This window comes from Xenorhabdus griffiniae (genome assembly GCF_037265215.1).
GTDB classification, from domain to species: domain Bacteria; phylum Pseudomonadota; class Gammaproteobacteria; order Enterobacterales; family Enterobacteriaceae; genus Xenorhabdus; species Xenorhabdus griffiniae.
The window spans coordinates 4,016,060-4,030,886 of record NZ_CP147737.1 but is presented as its reverse complement, the minus strand read 5'-3'; the positions used below and the strand labels follow the sequence as shown (position 1 = coordinate 4,030,886).

The window sequence follows — 14,827 nt, the reverse complement described above, 5'->3', positions numbered from 1 at the left end:
TAAATTAAATCAAGTCGTACTCTCCAATATTGATGAACCAATTTTATTGATGTTCACTGGCGGAGAAGTATCTCACCGCCTTCATGTTATTTAGCAATCTGTATTGTTGATTAAATGAGGGAATAAATATGCAAGATAAAAAGCCTGAATCAAAAATCCTAGAAGATAACGTTGTAGTTGTACCAACTCGCGAATATGTGAAGGACGCGATCAAAGAACACGCCCAGAGCCGAAATCATCCTTACGCAACTCAGGCAGAACCGGGATTTGTTACACTAAGTAATGAAACAGATAGTGACAGTGAAATAACCGTCGCAACATCTAAAGCTGTTAAAAAAGCATATGATCTAGCTAATATAGCCAACCAAAACGCCCTCAATAATAACTCAAATCTCTATTTAGAGAAGAAGCAGAACGGGGCAGATATCCCGGATAAAGCGGAGTTTGTAAAGAATCTTGGTTTATCTGAATTAGTTTATAGAGCCGTAGGGAATGGACCAAACCAAGTACCAGATATGAACAGTTTTGATGCGAAACTTAATGAATCTGGGTATCAAATGCTTCCTAGTGGATTAATGATTCAGTGGGGGGTTGTAATCGGTTCAACAAGTACAATAGACGTGCGTAAATTCTCAATTCCATTTAAAAACAAATGCTTTGTTGTAACTGGTAATTATGTTAGAGGTGGTGATTGGGGACAAGGTATATCTGCTGAAATTAGATCTAAAGAAGAGTTTTTAATTGTTGTTCACGACTCGCTGGGAAATTGGTCAGGTTCCCGAGTGCAATATATAGCTATCGGATATTAGTCTTATAGAGATGAATTTCTCTTACCATAATTGAATAAATATCATACTGATTCGTATTGGTGTTTTTTTATAACAGTGTATATTTTCAAATATCACTACTACCGATCACATACCAATCTAGACATGGATGTCTAACCAATATCCTTCAGAATATCATAGGCTCTTCATCTCCAACCGAATAGTAACAGGCCTAAAAAGCTTCCAATGGCCTGAATACAGAGCAGATATTTATCTTGAGTGAAGAACAGTAGTAGCACCTTAACGCGCTTAATAAGATATAACGCAAAAAGTTAAGCGTTTATACTGATTCGCTTATTGAGTCCGATAAACCAATCAGTTAAAGTAGCCCCGCCATTGGCAAAATCCAATGGTCAAGGATTAGCACCCTTGCAAAGAGCTATCACTGGTAGGAGGTTTCTACCAGTGTGTCTGCTATCGCCCATTCAATGGCGATTCAGGCAGGGGAGGCTTCGGCCTCGCTGGAAGGTAGCTCCCAGTAGTGCTAACCCTGTCTGAATTGCCACCATCAATGTTCAATTAATGGAAGGGGTAGCAGGAATGATTGATATAAAAAAAGACTGGCATCAAGCCGATATTATTGCTGCATTACGTAAACGTGGAACAACCTTAGCGGCTGTTTCCCGTGAAGCAGGACTCAGTTCATCTACACTAGCAAATACTCTCAGTCGTCCGTGGCCGAAAGGCGAATGGATCATTGCTAACTATCTCGAAATACATCCCTCAGAAATCTGGCCGAGTCGCTATTTTGATTCTTATGGTCAGTTAATTGAGCGTCATGCTCGTAATAATCCACTGAAATAATTACTTATCAGTTCTTGAGATTCAAATTTTGCCATTTTAGAAATCATGGCGTTTTGCATTTCAAGTGGCGATTAGGGAAGAAGAAAGGCAAACATCGTATTTTCAAGTGATGTGATAAGTATCACAGAGAGAAATACGACAACGGCTCATTACCGTAGGAGTGTTAATCAGTTATACCTCACGCTACTGCCAGAAGGTATCCTATGGGTATCCTAGAAAAAACTAAGGGGTCGCACTGTTGATGCAACCCCTTGATAAATCTGGTGGCCCCTGCTGGACTTGAACCAGCGACCAAGCGATTATGAGTACCTACCAGAATTACCAAGAATCAATAGTTTATTTTATTTATCATTGACATACATTGACCGCAAAGATCATTCAAAAGCCAATCTACGCCACCTCTACCGCCACTCTATCGCCATTCATCGCTAGCGGATTTAACCTAACTGCATCCTCTAAATGGTCAGGTGCAAAGTGTGCATATCGCATCGTCATTTTGATATCAGTGTGACCAAGTACACGCTGTAACACGAGTATATTTCCTCCGTTCATCATAAAGTGACTGGCAAAAGTATGCCTTAGAACGTGAGTTAATTGGCCTGCGGGTAATTCAATTCCTGTTCTTTCTAAAGCAGAACGGAATGCGCCATAACAATCGGTAAAGAGCTTGCCTTTTTTATCATTAGGAAGAGAATCATAAAGCTCTTTGCTGATAGGTATCGTTCGATTCTTTCTGCCTTTTGTATTCGTATAAGTCACTTTGTATTTTGCAAGCTGACTTTTACGCAGACCTTCTGCTTCTGACCATCTCGCACCAGTAGCAAGGCATATTCTAACAACGGTTTCTAAGTCAGAATGATCATGGCGCTTACATTCTGCAAGAAGCAGTGCTATCTGTTCTTGAGTAAGCCATGCCATTTCTATTTCTTCAGTGCGGAAAGGGCGCATATTTTTTAAAGGGTTTTCTGCTTTCCATTCACCGAGGCGATTAAGTTCATTGAATACCGCACGAAAATAAGACAGTTCAAGGTTAAGCGTGCGGGGTGAAACTTCTTTAACCCGATTTGTACGGGCATATTCCCCTTTGAGTCTTTTTTCTCTGTAGCGAGAAAACATCTGTGCATCAAAATCTCTGGCTAATGGTTCACCCATGCAATCGAAAGCATGATGCATTGTCAGTTGACGCTTAAGGCCATCTTTAAGTGTGATGCCATGAGCGCTATACCAAGCATCAATCAGTTCTTTTAAGGTTCGCCTGTCTTCTTTTTCTTCCTGCCACGGGTTTTGCACCGTGTACTGTTCGAAAGCTAAGGCTTCGCCTTTGGTCGCGAATTTCTTCCTAATACGTTTGCCTTTTGCCCCATTAGGGTAAAGTTCGCAAATCCATCCACCTGTTGGGTTTTTACGAACGGTCATTAATTAATCTCACTATATATACCCACAACACGACCCAATGTTTTTATATCATCAATGCTACATTCAAAAGGTACTTTTCCACCTGTTACATGCAATCTTTTACCTGGTAGTTTAGTTAATTCTCTAATGCTAATAGCCCCTTCAATATCGACCAACCACATACCGTCGGACAGCGATGACGCTTTATCGATAAAATAGAGTTTTCCATCAGTACGAACAGCTATTCCTTTGGATAAGGGTTTCGAAAAGAAATAACCATCGATACCGAGAGAGCCTTCGATTTTGAGGATTTCTTCACTTAATGTGAAAGCCTCGAGTCTTTTGATATCTACTGGTGAAGATTTTCCATCGAATTGCTGCCCCTCTCCTGTCAATAACCATTTAAGACTTGCCCCTGTCTCTAATGCGCAATGTGCTGCAAAGTCATAAGAAATAGCGCCACGAGTATATCTGTTAGACAGAGAACTGGATGCAATATCGAAGTGGTTAGCTAATTGAATTTTTTGAGAAAACCCATACGCCATGCAGATTCGATCCAGTACATCTATGTTGCTCCATCCTAAAGAATCAATTCTCATTTCGATAAAACCTATTTACAGTTACTCAATATGGAGATATAGTTTGTGTAAATGAACGTAATTGATGTCACAAGTTGGCAAACAAAGGTGCATCAATTGCAAACTATGTCAAAATGGGAATAATGCAATATGGCTTCTGAAACCGCAATCATTAAAATACCTGCTCCTATCGTCTCTCTCCAAGAATTTGCAGAACTTGAGGGTATTTCTGAACGTACCGCCTACCGCTGGACTACTGGCGATAATCCTCGTGTACCAATAGAAAAACGTGTTATCCGCAAAGGCAATAAAAGAGCGGGTGGTCCAATCCGTGTTTATTACGCACGCTGGAAAGAAGAACAAATGCGTGAAGCGTTCGGACATGCACGTTTTCAAATCGTTATTGGCAATTAATTCATTTTATGTGAATCATAAGGGTGAAACATGTTTGATTATCAAGTATCCAAACAACCCCACTTTGATAATGCGTGTCGTGCGTTCTCCAATGCGCATAGAGGTAGCTTAGTACAAATTGCCGAAAGCATCGGCATGACGCCGCAAATGCTGCGAAATAAATTGAACCCTGAGCAGCCCCACATGCTGGCTTGTGTTGACTTAATAAAGTTAACCGATGCGACAGAAGATGCTTCCCTTTTGGATGGTCTGCTGGAGCAATTACAGTGTCAGCCCTCTGTGCCGGTGAATGAAGTTTGTGATGCCAACATGCCAGGTTACTTATTAGGTGCTACGGCAGAAGTGGGCAAGCTGGCAAGTGAAGCTGTTTCGGGTGGGCATCTTAACCAGACCCGTGTCGCGGAGTTTAAGAAGACGGTTAATAACGCAGTGAGGTTATTAACGTTGGCAGGTGTCACGATTTCATCAAGATTGCACTCAAACCCTGCATTGAGTTCAGCAGTTGATGCAATGGCAGGGATGGGAGCATCGTTAGTCTGAGGTGAGCATGAACGCATTAAAGCAACAGCAGCACCAGTACAGGTTAAGTAGTAAGTCGTTTCATACAAAGTCAGGTGACGGATTTATTTTCCCGATTGTCTTATGCTCCGTTGCTTATTTTTTTCTGTTTCTTATACGGTGATGTTTTTATGAACACGGAATGCCAATTTGAATCAACAGAACAGCGAGCCAGCAAAATCGCTTTTGATGTGCGCGTGAATGGTTTAAATCAACTGGCTAAAATTAGGCAGCAACATTTAAAAACGGGTAACGAGCAATTAAAGGCTTTTGTTGATGAGATGCGAAATAAACGCAATCCGAATTATGTCGATAATATTCGCGTACTGGCAGCCATTTTCTTTATTGCCAATATTAAGAAAGAACGGCATGGATTGGAATTAGATCAATTTAGCATCGCAGAGCGAAGCGAGTTAATTAAAGCCATCAATAAAATTAAGGCAGCCGTTCCATTATTACCCACGGGTTTATCACTGCCTAATTAAATAACAATAATTACTGATTTAATTTTAATGGCGTCAATACGTCAGGGATTCTTTTTATCTGAAAACAGGAAATAAAGAATGGAACATAAAGATATTGAACAATTAATAAAGCAGGTGCGGGAGGATGAGCGCAAGCATTATGCTGATTTGTTTTCATCCCGTTTGGACAAATTGTCCGCGCATGTTTTGAAAAACAAAATGGAATATTCGGTGAGTGCTGCCTTGCTGAAAAGTGAATCCGAGAACATCAACCGCCAGGCGCAGGAATGGCACTATGTTTGATGTGATTGACCGTGCTTGCCAGTACCCAGTACGCTGAGGAAATATTGGAACGCCAGATTGCTGCACATATTAACCGTCCGGTCGGTGTTTCAGCGTTTGAGTGTGAAGACTGCGGCGAAGCTATTCCCGAAACACGCCGTGCTCAGGTGATGGGTTGTACTCGCTGTGTGGATTGTCAGAGTGATTTTGAATTAATTAAGAAACATTTAAGAAACATTATAGAGATGTATGATATGGCTAATATTCATTTTGTTAATCTTGATGATGCTGATTTTTTTACCATTAGAAATAATAAAAACCGTTGTATTGGTGTCTTAAATAATGGTTGTGAGGAAGCTTGCGTCGAAATACTCGATAGGGTAAATCAATGCTTTATCGTCAAAAGTGTGGGTATTGAGAATATTTTTGACAATCAAAATTTATCTACCGAATTCAAAAAAGGTGATTATGTCGTCCTTTCTCTGGAGGGGGGGTATGATTGGCTTGATGATATCGAGCAGCGAATTACGGTATTAATTGATGAGGTTTATTATCTTCGGGACAAGCTAGATAATCCTAGTGAAGTCAATATTTCATTTTATGAATATTCATTGCTAACACCTGAACATTTTTTTTATGAAGGTGCTAATGAGGAAGAAGTACAGACATGTAGCTCAGTGTCTGCTGGGGTTTGTGAGTGAACCCCGTACCTGCAACCAGCGGCGCACAATCCAAACCGCGCCGCCAACACAGTAAATTTCAGCCAGAGATGCCACATAACGCAGCTCTGGCTGCTGGCGTTTCTACGCCGTGGAATAAGCCTGTCCAGCCAATAACCAGACCGTTCCCAACCTATGCGGAGCAATACCAGAAAGAAGAAGAGCACCAAGCGATTGTTAAGGTGATCAAAGAACGTGAATATGTTCAGCAGCTACTAAAAAAGCAGCCGTCTATCGTTCGCCTTGATGTTCAATACAAAGCGAGTGTTTTAGAAAAGGAGCAAGGGACACCACGCGCCGAGGCTTTTTTATCTAAGACATTCGTTGATCGTATCTTACCCAGAGTGACGTTAGTGACTGAGCGTTACCAGATTCAGGAAATGAACGTGGATAACGCGCTGTATATGGCGCGGTTTAACCGTATTCCTGATATGTCACGGGAAGATCTCGAACTGCTGGCGTGTGATATCGCTGATTTCATCAATCGGGACTTGCAAGCTGTTGCAGACTCTAGACCAGAAGAAGGCGATCTAAAACGGGTATATGTCCTGTATATGCGGTCGGCGGCGATCACCAAAGCCTACCGTCAGAATGTGCCTTATTGGGATAAGTTAACAGGCAGCTTCTTTGATGAAACGCAGGCGATGGCGGCTATTTCTCGCATGATCTCCGATAAATGGTGGTTAGGTCGCCTGCGCCGTCTGGCGGCGGAGTGGCGTGAGCATTTACAGATCTCAATCAATCATGTTAGCAAACAGAAAAGTATCTACGCCAGCAAGATGGCAATTTCCGAATGGAAAGAGCAAAAGCGCCGCACCAAAGACTTTATCAAGTCGATGGAACTGGAAGACGAAGAGGGCAACCGCATCAGCCTGATTGATAAATATTATGGCAGCGTGGCCAATCCTGCGATCCGTCGTACCGAAATGATGGTGCGCATCCGTGGCTTTGAAAATATCTGTAATGAACTGGGCTACATGGCTGAGTTTTACACCCTAACCGCCCCCTCTAAATATCACGCCACGACCCGCCACGGACACCGTAATCGTAAGTGGAAAGGATGCAGTCCGGCAGATACGCAACAATATTTAAGCGGCCTTTGGGCAAAAATCAGAGCCAAACTTCATCGTAACAATTTACGTATCTTTGGTATCCGCGTGGCTGAACCTCATCACGATGGTACACCCCATTGGCACATGCTGTTTTTTATGCAGCCAGACCAGGCGGATCAAGTGCGCGATATCATCCGTGAGTATGCTTTGAAGGAAGACCACCACGAACTGCGCACTGAAAAAGCCCTGAAAGCGCGGTTTCATGCCGAGAAGATTGATCCGGAAAAAGGGTCAGCAACGGGCTATGTGGCGAAATACATTTCTAAGAACATTGATGGCTACGCGATGGACGACGAGCTGGATGATGAAAGCAATCGCCCTATGAAAGAAGCGGCTGTGGCGGCCAGTGCCTGGGCGGCGCGTTGGCGTATCCGTCAATTCCAATTTGTAGGTGGTGCACCTGTGACGGTTTACCGCGAATTGCGCCGCATGGCAGACCATGATGTAGCTATGGGGCTGAGTGTTGAATTTGCCGCTGTACATGATGCGGCGGATAACGGTGACTGGGCGAATTATATCAATGCGCAGGGTGGCCCATTCGTTCGCCGTGACGATTTGGTCGCGCGCCTGTGGTATGAGACACAGCCGGAAACTAACACCCACGGTGAGGAGGTGATCCGCATCAAGGGCGTTTTTTCGCCCTTGGTGGGCATGGATACCCCAATTTTGACCCGGCTCAAGAGCTGGAAGATTGTGCCGAAGTTAGCCGAAGCGTCAGCGGAGGCAGGTTTTAGCGGTGCGTCCGCACCGCCTAGGAGTTCGAGTTCTGTCAATAACTGTACGGGGTTGTCTGATACAGCCAGAGGCAGTAGTGAGAAACTGATTGAAAAAATTATCGATTATGCCGATTCCATCGGGATGGATTTTAGCCGATTTATGGCGCAGTCATTAATTATCGGTGGAAAGATCAGCATCAATGAACAGCCATTTAAGTTATGGACGAATGGCAGTTTTATTCCTGTGGAGTCGGAACGGCAAAAAGAGACGCGCCGTGATGGATTGCGGGCGCGGATTAATAGACTTGGGAAAATGAGGAAGCAATGAGAATTGATTTAGGAATTGATTTAGATATCGAAATCGTTAACCACATTCACCGTAAATTTGTTTTAGATTTACTTGGTTGGCAGGAACGCTGGAAAGCCAATCAACATCATCGTAACCGCTTTTTGCATAAATGCAGGCAGGTGACGTTGTTTGATGATGTTGAAAATCGCATGGATAAAGAACGAATTGCTGGGAGATTGCCACAACAGGTATTTGAAGAGCTTTATTTGTGCCGTTTACCTCACCCTCGCTGGTAATCACACAAAACCACCCAACGTCAACGCCAGCAGGAAGCTGGCGTCACCAAAAGAGGTTTATTGCTCAAGTGATGGCCTAAATTTACACATTGATTTAAAAGTCATTCTTCCAATAAAAAAGCGATTTATGTGGTGTTTTTAGGGAAAAATTCTAGAAATATCGGGTAAGTCACACAATTAAATATTGCCTAATGCAATTAATTCAGGGAGCAATTATATTAATTTACATCTGTTTATATATACAGTGTTGTGAGTGTTGTATTTCAAATCGTAGGGATAAAATGTTAGATTCTTTAAACACCTCCATTCTTTTAGATCGTATTGAATTAATTTGCAAAATGGGAGGATCGGAATATTTAAATGATAATGACAGGCAGACTGCCTTGTTTTGGCTTGGCGAGTTGATTAAGCAAGTAAAAAGTGAGCTGGAAACCTAAATAGAAAAGCCACTGAGAGTGGCTTCTTAAAACTTAAGTCATGCTGCATTGGCTTGCAGCAAGTCTAATGCCATCTGGCGCTGTTGCGGATTGAGGTTATTAATCACGGTCTGCAACAGGGTATCGCCCGTTTTAGCGCTGGGGCTAAGGGTGTGTGAGAACGTCAGATTCATCACAAAAGTGTGCCCACATTCCACATCAGAGCATGAACAATAAATATCAGCGATCTGGTGGTGCATCCGGTTGGTTTTGCGGATGACCGACTTAGCTCCGCACTCAGGGCAGATGATTTTTAATACCCGCATGTTTCTTTTCCCTAATGTGTCGATTTGCCTCGATTTTACCATTTTCTTGCTCATTCTTCACCCGAAACTGCGTTATCTTGTTTAAAACGGATATGTAATATTTCTGGCACATCCGGGTTATTCATCGCATTCATGAACATATTTTGAACAGGGATAACTTCATCCAGGCGGTAGGCCGCCCGCGCCTTTTCCGGATCACCCAATCCGGCGGCATTGGTCGGGATAATGCCTGCCAGGCCGGCCGGGAATCGGTGGGCGGTCAGCACGTCTTGTGAGCTGATACTTTTGACATTGGCAAATTCATCATTGGCGGAAATGTCCCCGACCGGAATAAACTTGATGCCGTCTGGATCGCCATTGGGAATATTCACGAACAGGGTGTCAAAATTACCGATCCCCTTGCTTTGTTGCAGTTTCCGGATAATTTCTTCTTCGGTTTCATCAGAGATATTGGGATCATTGGTGTAAATGATGCCGCCCGTGTGGGCACCATTGTGGTAATAGCGGCGGCGAAAGATGGTCGCTTCTGAGTTGAGCAAGGCCGCATGGATACCGCCGATATAATCCGGCAAACCATAAACCTGCTGTTGTGGATCATATTGCTTAATGAAGATCACTTCTTCCGGTGAGTAAACCAGTGGCTCACCTTCCTGCAAGACCACAAAATCCCCGTCCTTACGGCGGCGCAGGTAAAGGGAGGGCAGCACCCCCAATCTGACGATATCACCCCAGAAGTTGCGCATTTTCAGGATGGCCACATCCCCGAAAATCAGGAAATTGATAATAGCTGCCCTGAATTGTTCGTGGCTCAGTCCGCCACCGAGGTAATCCGACGCAATCATATTGTGGCGGGAGTAGATAATACCGCCGTGTTGCCCGTTCATGTTGGTGAGCTGCGCCAGTGCCAGACGGTCAATGGGCAGGGTGTAATGATCATAATCGTTGTCATACCAGATTTTCTGGTAATCCGTCATGGTCGTGAGTATTGGCTCAGGCTTACCCAGCGTGATCAGGCTCATTTTCCGTTGACGGGGGGTATTTGCTGCCTTGGCGGTTTTCCTTAACGTTTTCTTGCTCATCATGCTGCCTTTGAAAATTGGTATTTGGAGGTGCGTTTCTTCTCGTAATTGAGGGGTTCATTCATCAGGGCATGGGCAATAGCCCAAAATACGTCGGCGTGTCCGGTTTCCTGCGAACGGTCGGCAACAAAGGTCATGGCGCCGCCTTTGCCCGTGGTGGTATGGCGGATAGCCAGGAATGAGGCCAGGATTTCTTTTTGTTCCCCGTCCCATTCGAGCCGTTCTTCGCTGACCACATCGATCATCTTCATGACCAGTTGGTTTTTGCTTTGCTGGCTGTAGTGAATGGCTTGTGTCTGGCGGGGCGCGAAGTCCTGCACCATTTCATAGACCCCGTGCCCAATGCCCGTGGTATCAATGCCGATATGGGTAAAGCGGTAGCGTTTGAACAGGTCTTCAATCAGTTTCGCCTGGTGCTTCCAGTTCATGCCCTGCCAGTAGAATGTGGCTAACACCCGAAAGGCTTCGCCTGCCATCAACGGCGGGGCAACAATCACAAAGGTAGAGGTATCACCGGAACGGGCAGGGTCGAAGCCGCCCCAGACTTCACGCTCACCAAACGGGCGCGAGGCGTTGGGGTCATGATCTTCCCAGAGGTTGATATCAACGCCGCATTTTTCCAGTTGGTGATATTTGAATACAGAGGCACCGCTATCCACAAACACGCACATATAGAGCATGTTAAAGGTGTCCTGGTTATAGCGGTTGCGCAGGCGATCAATGCTGGCAAGGTTAAAGCCGCCCTTGATGGCATCTTCCAGCGTAATGACATAACGCCATTGCCCATCAGGACAATCTCGCCCGCCATCGCGATATTCATCAAAAGCAGGGAAGGCCACATTTTTGCGTTTGGCATCATTGCCGCGCCATTCGTCACCCGTCCAGAACGGATAGGCTGGATGAGTTTTGGCACTCGGTGTAGAAAAATAGGTGGTACGCCAATGGTTATGGGTTGCCATAGCCGACGCCACTTCATTGAGGCGTTTAAAGTCAGGCACCCAAAAATATTCATCACAGTACAAGTGACCGCTATAAGACTGCGCGGTGTTCTTATTGGTGGACAAGAAGCGCAGCTCTGCTCCGTTACTCAGGCGAATTGGGTTACCCGTCAGTGTTACCCTGAAGAATTGTTCGGCAATATTAACGATATAAGAACGGAAGACTTCCGCTTGCGGTTTGGACGCTGACAGAAAGATCTGAGGTTTTCCCGTTAAAACGGCATCTTCGAAGGCTTCAAAGGCAAAATACCATGTTGCCCCAATCTGGCGGCTCTTGAGAATGTTCCTGATTTGTTTGGTGAGATTGCTGCGTAAGTGCTGCTGATAACCGAAAAGCTGTTCATCAGCAAACTGCTGGAAATCTTCTTCCGTCAGCATGGAAATATCATTTTTACGCTGGCGTTTCTTTTTCTTCGGATCACCGTCCCCGGATGGGGCATATTCGCTTTCACTGCCAGAGCCTGCCTGCGCCTTAATCTCAGCCAGCTTCTCTTTATGTTTATTTTCCTGCGCCATCAGTTTGACATGGTGGGCTATCAGGCGGTCGAGTTCGTCCAGCTCGACGGCATTCTTATCATTGCGTTCACTGAGCAGAGCAATCCGGCGATTTACTGCCTCAATCACACTTTCATGACTGAGCATATCCGCCCAGTGCCATTTTTCCGCCCAGTAATAAATGATCCGCCGATTGGGTAGATTTAATTCACGGGCAATTTCAACTGGCGTATAGCGGCGCAGATAAAGCGACTTCGCTACTTTGATCAGTTCATCTGAGTATTTGGCCATTGTTAAACATCCTTGTTTTATGATGCCCTCATTATGCCGGGCGAACAGGCCGCTTTCGTTCGGTTTACTTCGGTTACATTCGGTTATGCGTGATATCCGAATTCATCCGCATTGCACCGCTCGCCGTCGCTGATTTAATTCGCAATACTGTGTGTGAAGCAATGATAAGGAATGCGATATGTCTCAGTTAATGACTAACTGGATATGTATTGCCATGGAAGGCGACACCGTTGATGGCCGGGTGATGGAACCGCAATGGATTCTGGATGCCGCCGAACTCTACGACCCTCAACTGTATACCGCCCGAATCTGGCCGGAACACGACCGCTGGTTTGGAGCTATGGGGGAAGTGCTCGCGGTCAAGGCCGAACGAGGGGAGGACGGAGCTTTGCGTCTCTATGCGCAACTGCGACCCAATCACCGCTTGTTGGATGCCAACCGGGACGGGCAACTGTTATTCACCTCCGTTGAGTTTACTCCGAACGGTAATTTTCGCGGCACAGGCAAAACCTATCTGGAAGGACTGGCAGTCACGGACTCGCCAGCGAGTGTAGGTACAACACGCTTACAGTTCAGTAAAAAGAAAAAATTTCATCGGTCAGGCACGTATAAACCGCTGGTAATTGACGAAGTTAAACAGATTAAGGAAAGCAAGATGGCAAAGGCCAAAAAAGGATGGAGAAGCTTTTTTAACATGGAAGAGCCGGAAGAAACCCCAGCCGAAACTACGGGTGACGATGCGTTGCAGGCTATCGCTGAGGCGTTGGCCGAGATGGATAAGCGAATGACCGCCGTCGAAAGCAAGCTGGAATCCACTGAGCAGACCGTGGAAGAAGTACAGGAAGATGTCGAAACCGTTAAAGAAGTGGTGGATACCGAAGATTTTGCCTGCCTGCGCGATAACTTGCAGAAGATTGTGAAAAACTTCGGCAAGCTGGACACGCTGGCAACCCGTGTGCCGTCACGCAATCCGAAAGGCAATAAAAACGCCCGTTTTAATTTCCTATAACCGCGAAGGGAAGAGCTATGCAACTAAATCAACGGGCACGGGCATTTTTGCAAAAATATACGGCGGGATTGGCCGAATCCTATGGGGTTGAAATTGAAGACACCTCACGTTATTTCTCGCTGACTGACCCAAAAGAAACCGCTCTACGTACCGCGCTGCTGGAGTCGGTCGATTTCCTTAACATGATTACCTGTGCGGATGTGGATCAGCTTTCCGGTCAGGTGGTGTCGGTGGGTAATCCGGGACTGTTTACCGGACGTAAGAAATCTGGCCGCTTTATACGTGATACAGGTGTGGATGGTAACGAATATAAACTGAGAGAAACTGATTCCGGTGCGGCGTTGAAATGGGACTTGTTGTCCATTTGGGCAAACTCCGGCAATGAAAACGAGTTTTTCCAGCGTATGCAGGCATTTATCAATGAATCGTTTGCGCTGGATATGCTGCGTATCGGTTTTAACGGTAAGAGTGCGGCGGACACAACCGACCCTGACGCGAACCCGAACGGCGAGGATGTCAACATAGGCTGGCATGAAATTGCTAAAGCGTGGGATGGCGGCAAGCAGGTGCTTACCACGCCTATCACACTGGATGAACACGGCGATCATAAATCACTGGATTCGATGGCGTCTGACCTGATTAACACCTGCATTCCACAGCAATTTATCCATGACCCACGTCTGGTCGTGTTGGTAGGTGCAGATTTGGTCGCCGCCGAACAGTACCGGCTTTATCAGTCAGCGGATAGACCGACTGAAAAAATTGCCGCGCAGATGTTGGGCAATTCTATCGCAGGGCGTCCGGCGATGGTGCCGCCGTTTATGCCGGGTAAGCGTATGGTGGTCACCATGTTGCCGAACCTGCAAATTCTGACCCAGCGCAATACCCGTCAGCGTAAAGCGGAATTTGCGGACGATCGTAAGCAGTTCGAAAACAAATACCTGCGCAACGAAGGTTATGCACTGGAAACGCCAGAGTTGTATGCCGCTTATGACGAAGGGGCTGTGAAGATTGGCAAGGTGGCGGAACCTGCTGAAAAACCGAGTACAGACTAATGTTGTCACCTGCTCAACGCCATCGGGCGGAAGTGGAACTGCGCCAGAAACTGGCACGGCAGCAAGCCGTTGCCATTGCCGATGGCGCGAGTATGCACCTGCAAGCCCGTGCCATTGAGCAGGATGTCAAGCGGTTGCGCCAGTTAACACTGACCGCAGAACGGGTTGAGATGAAAAAGCGGGAACTGTTGCCGCATTATTTACCGACAGCACAACGTTACCTGGATGAGGGCGAGGTGTACCGCAACCCGATTTTCGCCTACTGCGTGATCTGGTTATTTGATATTGGGGAATTCAGTCAGGGATTGGATTGGGCGGATATCGCCATTGAGCAGGGACAGCTCACCCCCGACAATTTTCGCAGCAGCTTCCCTGCGTTCGTGGCCGATACCATATTGCTTTGGGCACAACGGGAAGCGGAAGCGGGTCATTCTGTTGAACCCTATTTTTCACGGACATTTCACAATGTGACTGAAAAATGGCAAGTTCACGAGAAAATTAAGGCCAAGTACTACAAATTTGCTGCGTTAACGCGACTGAAAGGCGATAACACCGACATTAAAGCCAGCAACGTGGAGAGTCTGGACGTGCTGGCGCAAGCCGATAGCTGGCTGGCAAAAGCGCATCAATGCAACCCTGCATCAGGTGTGAAAACCTATCGGCAACGGATCGCCGCCCGTATACGGGCACTGACAACCGAATAA

At 45.8% G+C, this 14,827-nt stretch carries 18 protein-coding genes; 13 read left to right on the top strand and 5 right to left on the bottom strand.

Annotation, left to right across the window (positions count from 1 at the left end; all coding sequences use genetic code 11):
- Nucleotides 1–128 precede the first annotated feature (128 nt).
- Nucleotides 129–809, top strand: a complete 681-nt coding sequence (locus tag WDV75_RS18255; RefSeq protein ID WP_273570554.1) for a phage tail protein — start codon at nucleotides 129–131, stop codon at nucleotides 807–809.
- 558 nt (nucleotides 810–1,367) lie between these two features.
- Nucleotides 1,368–1,631, top strand: a complete 264-nt coding sequence (locus tag WDV75_RS18250; protein WP_273570556.1) for a helix-turn-helix domain-containing protein — start codon at nucleotides 1,368–1,370, stop codon at nucleotides 1,629–1,631.
- A gap of 390 nt (nucleotides 1,632–2,021) precedes the next feature.
- Here WDV75_RS18250 and WDV75_RS18245 read toward each other — a convergent pair whose 3' ends face one another.
- Both WDV75_RS18245 and WDV75_RS18240 read right to left on the bottom strand, forming a co-directional pair.
- Nucleotides 2,022–3,047: a phage integrase gene (locus WDV75_RS18245; protein ID WP_273570558.1), complete on the bottom strand. Its 1,026-nt coding sequence runs from the start codon at nucleotides 3,045–3,047 to the stop codon at nucleotides 2,022–2,024.
- Nucleotides 3,047–3,625, bottom strand: a complete 579-nt coding sequence (locus tag WDV75_RS18240) for a phage repressor protein CI (RefSeq protein WP_273570560.1) — start codon at nucleotides 3,623–3,625, stop codon at nucleotides 3,047–3,049. The genes WDV75_RS18245 and WDV75_RS18240 overlap by 1 nt, the downstream gene beginning before the upstream one ends.
- Nucleotides 3,626–3,754: 129 nt before the next feature.
- Here WDV75_RS18240 and WDV75_RS18235 point away from each other — a divergent pair, with 129 nt between their 5' ends.
- The 8 genes from WDV75_RS18235 to WDV75_RS18200 all read left to right on the top strand — a co-directional run bounded on the left by WDV75_RS18235 (nucleotide 3,755) and on the right by WDV75_RS18200 (nucleotide 8,891).
- Nucleotides 3,755–4,018, top strand: coding sequence for a hypothetical protein (locus WDV75_RS18235; RefSeq protein ID WP_273570562.1), 264 nt, complete (start codon nucleotides 3,755–3,757; stop codon nucleotides 4,016–4,018).
- 30 nt (nucleotides 4,019–4,048) lie between these two features.
- On the top strand, nucleotides 4,049–4,558 hold the full coding sequence (locus WDV75_RS18230) for a phage regulatory CII family protein (RefSeq protein WP_273570564.1): 510 nt from the start codon (nucleotides 4,049–4,051) through the stop codon (nucleotides 4,556–4,558).
- A 149-nt stretch (nucleotides 4,559–4,707) separates the two neighbouring features.
- Nucleotides 4,708–5,061, top strand: a complete 354-nt coding sequence (locus WDV75_RS18225) for a DUF5347 family protein (RefSeq protein ID WP_273570566.1) — start codon at nucleotides 4,708–4,710, stop codon at nucleotides 5,059–5,061.
- Between the two features lie 78 nt (nucleotides 5,062–5,139).
- Nucleotides 5,140–5,343: a DUF2732 family protein gene (locus WDV75_RS18220; protein WP_273570567.1), complete on the top strand. Its 204-nt coding sequence runs from the start codon at nucleotides 5,140–5,142 to the stop codon at nucleotides 5,341–5,343.
- Between the two features lie 11 nt (nucleotides 5,344–5,354).
- Nucleotides 5,355–6,023: a TraR/DksA family transcriptional regulator gene (locus tag WDV75_RS18215; protein ID WP_337927177.1), complete on the top strand. Its 669-nt coding sequence runs from the start codon at nucleotides 5,355–5,357 to the stop codon at nucleotides 6,021–6,023.
- A gap of 68 nt (nucleotides 6,024–6,091) precedes the next feature.
- The gene (locus tag WDV75_RS18210; protein ID WP_273570619.1) at nucleotides 6,092–8,197 is read left to right on the top strand and encodes a replication endonuclease; all 2,106 of its coding nucleotides are present in this window, start codon (nucleotides 6,092–6,094) and stop codon (nucleotides 8,195–8,197) included.
- Entirely contained in the window at nucleotides 8,194–8,454 is a 261-nt protein-coding gene (locus WDV75_RS18205) for a hypothetical protein (protein ID WP_273570568.1), read from the top strand. Before WDV75_RS18210 ends, WDV75_RS18205 begins: the two co-directional genes overlap by 4 nt.
- 281 nt (nucleotides 8,455–8,735) lie before the next feature.
- Nucleotides 8,736–8,891, top strand: a complete 156-nt coding sequence (locus WDV75_RS18200) for a hypothetical protein (protein WP_273570570.1) — start codon at nucleotides 8,736–8,738, stop codon at nucleotides 8,889–8,891.
- A gap of 38 nt (nucleotides 8,892–8,929) precedes the next feature.
- Here the strand turns inward: WDV75_RS18200 and WDV75_RS18195 are convergent, their stop codons facing one another.
- Genes WDV75_RS18195 through WDV75_RS18185 form a run of 3 tightly spaced genes read right to left on the bottom strand, consistent with a single transcriptional unit; the run spans nucleotide 8,930 to nucleotide 12,059 of the window.
- Nucleotides 8,930–9,250, bottom strand: a complete 321-nt coding sequence (locus tag WDV75_RS18195) for an ogr/Delta-like zinc finger family protein (RefSeq protein WP_273570572.1) — start codon at nucleotides 9,248–9,250, stop codon at nucleotides 8,930–8,932.
- On the bottom strand, nucleotides 9,247–10,275 hold the full coding sequence (locus WDV75_RS18190) for a phage portal protein (protein ID WP_273570573.1): 1,029 nt from the start codon (nucleotides 10,273–10,275) through the stop codon (nucleotides 9,247–9,249). The genes WDV75_RS18195 and WDV75_RS18190 overlap by 4 nt, the downstream gene beginning before the upstream one ends.
- Entirely contained in the window at nucleotides 10,275–12,059 is a 1,785-nt protein-coding gene (locus tag WDV75_RS18185; protein ID WP_273570575.1) for a terminase large subunit domain-containing protein, read from the bottom strand. The genes WDV75_RS18190 and WDV75_RS18185 overlap by 1 nt, the downstream gene beginning before the upstream one ends.
- A gap of 178 nt (nucleotides 12,060–12,237) precedes the next feature.
- Between WDV75_RS18185 and WDV75_RS18180 the strand changes: the two genes are divergently transcribed.
- Genes WDV75_RS18180 through gpM form a run of 3 tightly spaced genes read left to right on the top strand, consistent with a single transcriptional unit; the run spans nucleotide 12,238 to nucleotide 14,827 of the window.
- Entirely contained in the window at nucleotides 12,238–13,068 is an 831-nt protein-coding gene (locus WDV75_RS18180) for a GPO family capsid scaffolding protein (RefSeq protein ID WP_273570577.1), read from the top strand.
- A 17-nt stretch (nucleotides 13,069–13,085) separates the two neighbouring features.
- Nucleotides 13,086–14,123 (top strand): phage major capsid protein, P2 family, encoded by a 1,038-nt coding sequence (locus WDV75_RS18175; RefSeq protein WP_273570579.1) that lies wholly within the window; start codon nucleotides 13,086–13,088, stop codon nucleotides 14,121–14,123.
- Nucleotides 14,123–14,827, top strand: coding sequence for a phage terminase small subunit (gene gpM, locus WDV75_RS18170; RefSeq protein ID WP_273570581.1), 705 nt, complete (start codon nucleotides 14,123–14,125; stop codon nucleotides 14,825–14,827). The genes WDV75_RS18175 and gpM overlap by 1 nt, the downstream gene beginning before the upstream one ends.